The organism is Thalassolituus sp. UBA2590, from assembly GCF_002339775.1.
Taxonomy (GTDB): Bacteria; Pseudomonadota; Gammaproteobacteria; order Pseudomonadales; family Oceanobacteraceae; genus Thalassolituus.
Map to the genome: position 1 here is coordinate 1 of NZ_DDKU01000090.1, position 8,059 is coordinate 8,059.

Below are 8,059 nucleotides of genomic sequence, written 5' to 3' on the forward strand. Positions count from 1 at the left end.
AGACGTGACCATAAACACACCCGGTACGCCGCTTCAAGATCACCGTGCCAATAGACGCCAATGTGGCTTTCTTTATCAACACTTCCGCCTAAGTGTCTGATTTCATCGGCCAGCAGTGCCTCGGTGCCTTTTGCACAGACAGCCAGCCAATTGGTATTTGGATCGTTATATTCTACGTCACTCATACATTCATACACTCAGGGTAATAGCGAAAAGGCGCTAAAACCTTATCACTTAGAAGAAATAATTCATTAACATTCACCGTGTTGTCACGGTACAACTATACGTGGTCCGCCGATTTTTCTGTGGCTAACCGATGTTTTAATAACAGCGAGGAAGCAACTCTATGAAAAGACAGAAACGCGACATGCAGGAAAGAGCCTTTGCACGTGGCTACCGGGCAGGCGTAGAACGCCGCTCCAAAGATCTGGCCCCAGCAGGCCCAACACACGACGACTGGATGGCTGGTTGGCGATCCGGACGCGAAGACAACTGGGATGGTTATACCGGCGTTTCTGGTATTCATCGAATGGCGGTGTAATTACCCGCCACTGAAGAATTTTACTCCACTCCTGACGAGTTTCGTCAGACTCACGCCTCCCCCACCCGGGGAGCTTGGCCCGGCTTTGCCGGGCTTTTTATCTGCTGTTATTTAATCAGTGTCGATCAGGCTTTACTGAGAGAGCGTACACACTCACCGATCAGCTCTGGACCACGATAAATAAAGCCAGAGTAAACCTGCACCAGAGATGCGCCTGCACGTACTTTATCAACCGCGTCTTCACCTTCAAGAATACCGCCAACGCCGATCACCGGCAGACGATCGCCCAGCACACCACACAGGCGCTCAATGGTCATGGTTGAAAGATCGGTCACCGGCGCGCCGGATAAACCACCAGCCTCAGCGCCATGCTTAGAACCTTCAACGCCTTCACGAGACAAGGTGGTGTTGGTCGCAATGACGCCGTCGATTTCACAATCGAGAAGCGTCTGCGCCACAGTATCAATTTCTGCGTCTTCCATATCGGGCGCAATCTTCACGAAGATTGGCTTGTAGCCATGCTCTTTTGCCAGCTCGGCCTGACGCGCTTTCAGCGGCATCAGCAGGTCACGTAGTGCATCGCCGTACTGCAAGGTGCGCAGCCCTGGTGTATTCGGTGAAGAGATATTGACCGTGATATACGTGGCGTACTGATAGACCTTCTCAAGGCAGATCAGGTAATCGGACGTCGCATCTTCAACAGCGGTGTCAAAGTTCTTGCCGATGTTGATGCCCAGCACACCTTTAAACTTCGCTTTCTTTACTTGCTCAACGAGGTGATCAACACCTTTATTGTTGAAGCCCATGCGGTTGATGATGGCGCGCTCTTCCGGCAAACGGAACAGACGCGGCTTTGGGTTACCAGGCTGTGGACGCGGTGTGATAGTACCGATCTCAATGAAACCAAAACCCAGGCGCGCAAAAGCATCAATGTAATCGCCATTTTTATCCAGCCCCGCCGCCAGTCCGACCGGATTCGGAAAGGTAATTCCAGCTACGGTTACTGGCTGATCTGGCACCTTCTTAGCCAGTAAACCCAGTACACCAAGCTTCTCAGCTCTGCCCAGCATCTTCAGCCCCAGATCATGGGATGTTTCTCCATCCATCATAAACAGGAACTGTCGGGCAAGGCTGTACCAACTCATAGCTATCTCTCAATACATCAGGGTGATAATAGATTTGCGCGCATTATAGGGACTAATGCGGCCGCTGTAGATCCCTCTCGGCTAAAAAGTCAGCCGACGCGCTCAATTCCCTCGAATTTGCCTTGCTGGTTGAACAGAATCGCAAAGCGTCCGCGCACACCATCACGGGTGACAACGCGCTGCAGCACGCCTGCCGGAAAGCGTACCTTCCTGCCATCGGTTGAATACGCCAGTACCGTCCGGGCATCGCCCTGATAGTAGCGGAGATACTCATCGCTGCTGATATTCAGGTCGACAACGATTCGTTGCATCATGGTGCGACTCCCTGCCGATCGCCCGCAACCGCGCGTTGTTCACGCTTCACATCCTGCCGGATACGCCATTTTTCCAGCCACTCCCGAACGCCTTTTATCCAGGAAATACGGCTTTCGGTCATAAGTTCAGGGTGACGCTGAGTCAGAATAACCTCGGGCTGAAGATAATCCGGTAGCACCGCAAGACCGTGCTGGTTAAAAAGCACAGGCGCCAGTTCGCCATAACGCTGCCAGGGCAGCAGCATTGGATTACACACAGGCCCTGTATCCAGTACTTTCTCGAGCAGGCCGAGTGTACGCATCATCGAGCAGTTAACACTCTCATTCCAGGCCGGATCAATGTACTCACGCCAGTCGAATTTTGCCGCCACGACCCACTTTTCATCCTCACAAGTAACATATGGTGGAAGTGCCCGCTCTGACAGTGGGTCCGGATACTCAGACAGAATACGATTCCAGAACCTGAGGCCGTTAAAATTAGCGACCAGATCCGCAAACGAATACACCCCTGTCGTTTCAGCACCAAAATAGACTGACTCGGTCCATTCCCCAAACAGGAAGGCGTGCTTCAGCGGCAGGGGCATCCTCTCCGTTTCGCGAAAGTAGCTGTAACCTTCGGTGAAGAAGTGCCCGAACTTATCCGTACCGACAAAGTGCTCGCCGACACGAACGACGGACGCCACCCGCTCAGACAGAACGAGAGTCGGAGAGTGCGGCCATGTGAAATCGCGATAGATGGAATCCGGAAGAGTCATTCGAATACGATCTAAATCAGGATGCTGCTCAGCAAACGATTCGACCTGCCCCACGATTGGCCGGGCCAACAGCACCCGGAAAGAGTCGTACAGACGATCCACATCACAACGAGACCGTTTGGGAACGCGCTGAACTTTACGGGGTTTCAGGTGTGGAGCATTGCGGTTAGCTCGTACCAGAGCACGATCAATCCGCTGCGCAACCTCTGCATTTAGAAGCGATCGGCTATCGGCCATGTCCACGGCAGGCAATTGGCTGAAATGATCAACCTCTGCTGCTTTCGCAATAAAAGGTAGAAGTGTCGACAGCAGAAAAGGGAGAACTAGTAGTCTGATCAAAACCTGAATACACGCCGGTGAAAACCGCAGTTTTACACCGGCGCAGGCATCAGATCAAATCTCAGGCGTGGCGGCTCGCTTGCGCAAGGTCCAGAAGCTCTCTCAGAGCGACCGCAATCATCGGGAAGCTGGTCTGCTCGATACTTTTGAGATCTTCAAGCATACGCCCCCAGCGCTCAACCAGGATGTCCTGCTCTTTCTCCCAGTGCTCAATCGCCAGTTCGAGATCTGTTTCGTCAGAGTGTCCTTTAAGGATACCGACGGTTAAGGACCGCTGCTGCCAATCAAGGTCATCACGGAAACTTTCACGTGCCATCGCTTCCCAATGGTTACTGGTGGGCAGATCATTAATCTGACGCAAGAACCAGTTAAGCGACAGGTGATCGCCCACACCGAAGTAGGCCTGAGTAACACGTTCGACCGGGCAATCCGATTGAGCCGCCGCTTCGATAATACCCAGCGAAGAATAAAGTTCTCCTGCACCGGCAGTAAACGCCGCTAACGTCTTTGGTACACCCTGCTCCTGTCGTTTATCAAACTCCTTCTGCCAGCGCTTGAGTGCGTCACCCTTAAGAGTCGAACTCAGATTATGAGCTATGTGTTGAACTGCCGTGCCGAAGCGTTCAACTTCACTGGCAATATCGACCGCTACACGACGATTACGCAGGAACCAGCGAGTGGCACGTCGCACCAGACGCATCAGCTCCGCCATCATATTTTCCTGCACTTCCGTCGAGACCTTGTAGTCCAGCGCACTTATCTCCCGCCAGTGTTCATGTAGCGAGAAGGTATCACGTGCTGTCACGTACGCACGCGCAATATCAGTAATCGAAGCACCAGTGGAGTCACCCAGACGGTTCACGAATGTGATCCCCATGTGGTTAATCATGTCATTCGCTAACTGAGTCGCGATGATTTCTTTACGTAGCCGATGGTTATTAATGGCTTCAGAAAACTTCTTATTCAGCGCCTCAGGGAAAGCCGTCGACAGAATCTTCGAAATATATTCATCAGACGTAATCTTCGACGCATTCAAGCGCTCTTTCATATCCGCTTTAGTATATGAAATCAGCACAGCCAGCTCTGGTTTCGTCAGGCCCGTATTATCATTGCGGCGATCCTGTAACTCTTCTTCATCCGGTAAGAATTCGAGTGAGCGATTGAGCTTGCCCTGCTGCTCGTAGTCCTTCATCAGACGAATATATTCATCGAGACGTTCGCGGCAGTCACGATAGGCTAGTGCAATCGCCTGTGTCTGATGGTAGTTGTTATTTAATACCAGATCCGCGACAGGATCGGTCTGCTCAAGGAAAACCTGATTGCGCTGTTTACGAGTGAGATCACCATTATCCATGATCTCATTGAGCATAATCTTAATGTTTACTTCGTGGTCAGAGCAGTCTACACCACCTGCGTTATCGATAAAGTCCGTGTACGACGCACCGCCATTCAGCCCAAACTCGATACGACCTAGCTGAGTTACACCGAGGTTCCCTCCTTCGCCTATAACTTTGGCACGGACATCTCTACCGTTAATTCTGAGTGTATCATTGGCCTTATCACCGACATCGGAATCAAGCTCAGACGATGCTTTGATATAGGTTCCGATACCACCGTTCCAGATCAGATCGACTTCAGCTTTCAGCGCCGCTTTAATCAACTCATTCGGTGCCAGCTTGCTCTCTTTGATACCGAAACGTTTCTTCATTTCAGGCGTAATATCGATACTCTTGGCCGAACGCAAAAAGACACCACCACCCTTAGAAATCAGTGACTTGTCATAATCTTCCCAACTGGATCGCGGCAACTCAAATAGTCGCTTGCGCTCTTTAAAGCTGGAAGCAGAATCTGGCTCAGGGTCGATAAAAATATGCATGTGGTTAAATGCAGCAACCAGCTGAATGTGCTCAGACAACAACATGCCATTACCGAACACATCACCGGCCATGTCACCGATGCCGACCACAGTGAAATCATCCGTCTGAACATTCACGCCGCGTTCACGGAAGTGACGCTGCACGGACACCCAGGCACCGCGTGCTGTAATGCCCATTTTCTTGTGGTCGTAACCCACCGAGCCACCGGAAGCAAAACCATCTCCCATCCAGAAACCGCGGTTGACTGCAATTTCATTGGCAATGTCTGAGAAAGTTGCTGTGCCCTTATCGGCTGCAACAACAAGATATGGATCAGGCTCGTCGTGACGAACCACTGACTCAGGTGGAACAATCTCACCTTCAATCAAATTATCAGTGACATCCAGGAGCGCACTAATGAACGTCTGATAACAAGCCACACCTTCAGCTATAAAAGCATCGCGTCCACCGTCAGTCGGTGGACACTTCGACACAAAGCCACCCTTAGCACCGACAGGGACAATGACCGCGTTTTTCACCTGCTGTGCTTTCACCAGGCCCAGCACTTCCGTGCGGAAGTCATCGACGCGGTCAGACCAGCGCAAACCACCACGGGCGACTTTTCCGCCTCGTAGATGCACACCTTCGATACGGGGAGAATAAACAAATATCTCAAACATGGGGCGCGGCAGAGGAATATCGGTGATCTCTGACGGCTTAATTTTGAATGAAAGATAGCTCTTTGTTTTTCCATCAGCATCTGGCTGGAAGTAGTTGGTACGCAGCGTGGCCTTGATCAGCTCTATATAGCGACGGATAGCTCGGTCTTCATTAAGCTGATCTACACCGTCAAGCGCTTCATGAATCTTACCTTCAACCTCAGCGACGGCTTTATTACGATCATCAGCAGACTGATCATTAAGGCCAAAACGTGCATGAAAAAGATTAACGATCTGAGCACTGATCGGAATATAACGGCTCAATGTGTCAGCAATGTAGTTCTCAGAAATACCGAAGCGAATCTGCTTCATATAGCGTGCGTAGGCTCTGAGCAGTGCGATGTCTTTCCAACCCAGCTTAGCACCCAGCACCAACCGGTTAAATGAGTCGTTCTCAGCCCGGCCATCCCAGATGGCACGGAATGCTTCCTGAAATACCTGTTTCACCTCGGCAATATTGATGCTGTCAGACAGGGTATATTTCAGTGAGAAATTATGAATCCAGACACGACGGCCATCACTGCAGACGATCTCATAAGGATGCTCACCCATCACCCGCAGACCGAAGTTTTCGAGCACAGGAATAATGTCAGACAGCGGTAGAATGCTATCCGGGTTAAACAGCTTGAACCTGAGTTCATTCTGGCCTCCCTCCAGCTCCCGATAGAAGGACATACCGAGTTCACCTGCAGAGGCAGACTTTAAGGTATCCATATACTGAATATCAGCTACGGCAGTGCGGGCAGAAAAGTCCTCGCGGTAGCCCGCCGGAAAGGCAGACCGATATTCGTGATAAAGAACATTACCGCGCTCTTCGCCGACCTGTTCCACCAGCGCAATATGCAGATCATCAGTCCAGGAGCGGACCACCTGACGAATCTTATTGGCGACAATATTTTCGTCATAACTCAGCTCTTTTTCTGGATTCAGGCGAACAATAAAATGGGTCCGGGCCAGAACAGATTCTGAAAAATAAGTGTTGAACTCTATGTCTAGTGGACTGAATTCCTGAGCCAGAATATCTTCCATTTTCTGACGTAGCTCTGTGTTATAAACATCACGCGGTGTGTATGCGATGCACGACAAAAACTTACTGTAGGTATCCTTGCGCAGGTACACTCTCGTCTGGCGTCGTTCCTGAATATTCAGAACACTATTGGCTGTCTTATAAAGTTGATCAACATCGGATTGGAATAATTCGTCGCGGGGATACACTTCGAGGATACGATCGAGCTCTTTCGCGCTATGGCTCGAACGCTCAAAACCCGACTTCTCACGAATCGCTGTCAGTTTACGGCGGATAATCGGAATATTGTTCGGGGTTTCGATATAAACAATCGAAGTAAACAGACCCATATACCGCATACCACCGACGACGTTTCCATGTTTATCGAATCGCTTTACAACGACATAATCGGGATAGGCAGGACGATGTATACGGCTGCGGTTACCGGACTTCATAAAGTTGATCAATGAAGGACCGGTAATGAACTCGCGGATTTCGGGTTCGAGTTCTTTCAATTGAACACGCGAACGCGTGGTGTCTATATTGCGGAAAATACCAAGGTCGTGATCAGGATCCCGATCTACAATTTTACCGGATTTCGCATCACTGACGGTAAACTCATCATATGCCAGAAAGGTAAAGTGATTAGATGCCATCCAGTCAACGAACTCAGCGGCCTCAGTACAGGCTTCTTTATCATTGACTGTGCAGGCATCACGCAGCTCCTGAGCTGTACTCTTTGCCTTTCCGAGCATTTCAGGAAAGTCGCGGACGCAGCGCTGAACTTCACTAAGCACATCTTCAATTTCCTGAGCCAGATCCGTCATCAACTGCTCATCAGAATGATGATCTACTTCGATATAAATAATGGCTTCAGGCGTTTTTCCTTTTCCTGGTTTCTGCCACTGACCCGTCGCCTTGAACTGGCCGCTCTCGTCACGCCCTGCATGCAATACGCAGTAATGAATGGCGTGCAGCGACATCTGACGGGCATTGAGCTGCATTCGTACAGAATCTACCAGAAACGGCATGTCGTCGAAAACGATCTCGATCACCGTATGAAGTGACTGCCATCCATGATTTTCATGGTCGGGATTAAATACGCGCACCTTCGGCTCACCGGCAGATCTATGCTGAATAAACTGCCAGCAGGACAAAGTCGCCCCATACAGATCCTCTACTGACCGGCCGAGCACCTCATCTGAGGGTGCACCCGAGTAGTAAAGATCTGCGAATCGCGTTAACTGAGACGCAAGGGAAGACTCATTCCGTTCATTGATCAGAGCGTGTAAAGGTGTAAGCATTGCAGTCACTCGCCACAAGGTTCCAGTAATAGTTATGTCTAAAGCTTAGACTATCTGTCAGCTTTGCCACCTGAGCGTAC

Annotated in this window: 6 protein-coding genes; 1 reads left to right on the forward strand and 5 read right to left on the reverse strand. The window is 50.4% G+C overall.

The genetic code is table 11. The features are described from left to right. Positions 1-185, reverse strand: a 185-nt coding sequence (locus B2067_RS08515; RefSeq protein ID WP_301388121.1) for a hypothetical protein, incomplete at its 3' end; no start/stop codon positions are given. Positions 186-346: 161 nt separating this feature from the next. Between B2067_RS08515 and rmf the strand changes: the two genes are divergently transcribed. Then, positions 347-541 (forward strand): ribosome modulation factor, encoded by a 195-nt coding sequence (gene rmf, locus B2067_RS08520; RefSeq protein ID WP_068437823.1) that lies wholly within the window; start codon positions 347-349, stop codon positions 539-541. Positions 542-666: 125 nt separating this feature from the next. On the opposite strand, the gene B2067_RS08525 is transcribed toward rmf, so the two are convergent. The 4 genes from B2067_RS08525 to B2067_RS08540 all read right to left on the reverse strand — a co-directional run bounded on the left by B2067_RS08525 (position 667) and on the right by B2067_RS08540 (position 7,979). Then, the gene (locus B2067_RS08525; protein ID WP_068437826.1) at positions 667-1,686 is read right to left on the reverse strand and encodes a quinone-dependent dihydroorotate dehydrogenase; all 1,020 of its coding nucleotides are present in this window, start codon (positions 1,684-1,686) and stop codon (positions 667-669) included. Between the two features lie 89 nt (positions 1,687-1,775). Beyond that, a complete protein-coding gene (locus B2067_RS08530; RefSeq protein ID WP_273089132.1) occupies positions 1,776-2,000 on the reverse strand; it encodes a DUF2835 domain-containing protein in 225 nt (74 codons plus the stop codon). Next, positions 1,997-3,094 carry a hypothetical protein gene (locus B2067_RS08535; RefSeq protein ID WP_301388122.1) on the reverse strand — a complete coding sequence of 366 codons (1,098 nt, stop codon included), beginning with the start codon at positions 3,092-3,094 and terminating at the stop codon, positions 1,997-1,999. The genes B2067_RS08530 and B2067_RS08535 overlap by 4 nt, the downstream gene beginning before the upstream one ends. Before the next feature lie 61 nt (positions 3,095-3,155). After that, positions 3,156-7,979: an NAD-glutamate dehydrogenase gene (locus B2067_RS08540; RefSeq protein ID WP_301388124.1), complete on the reverse strand. Its 4,824-nt coding sequence runs from the start codon at positions 7,977-7,979 to the stop codon at positions 3,156-3,158. Between the last annotated feature and the right edge of the window lie 80 nt (positions 7,980-8,059).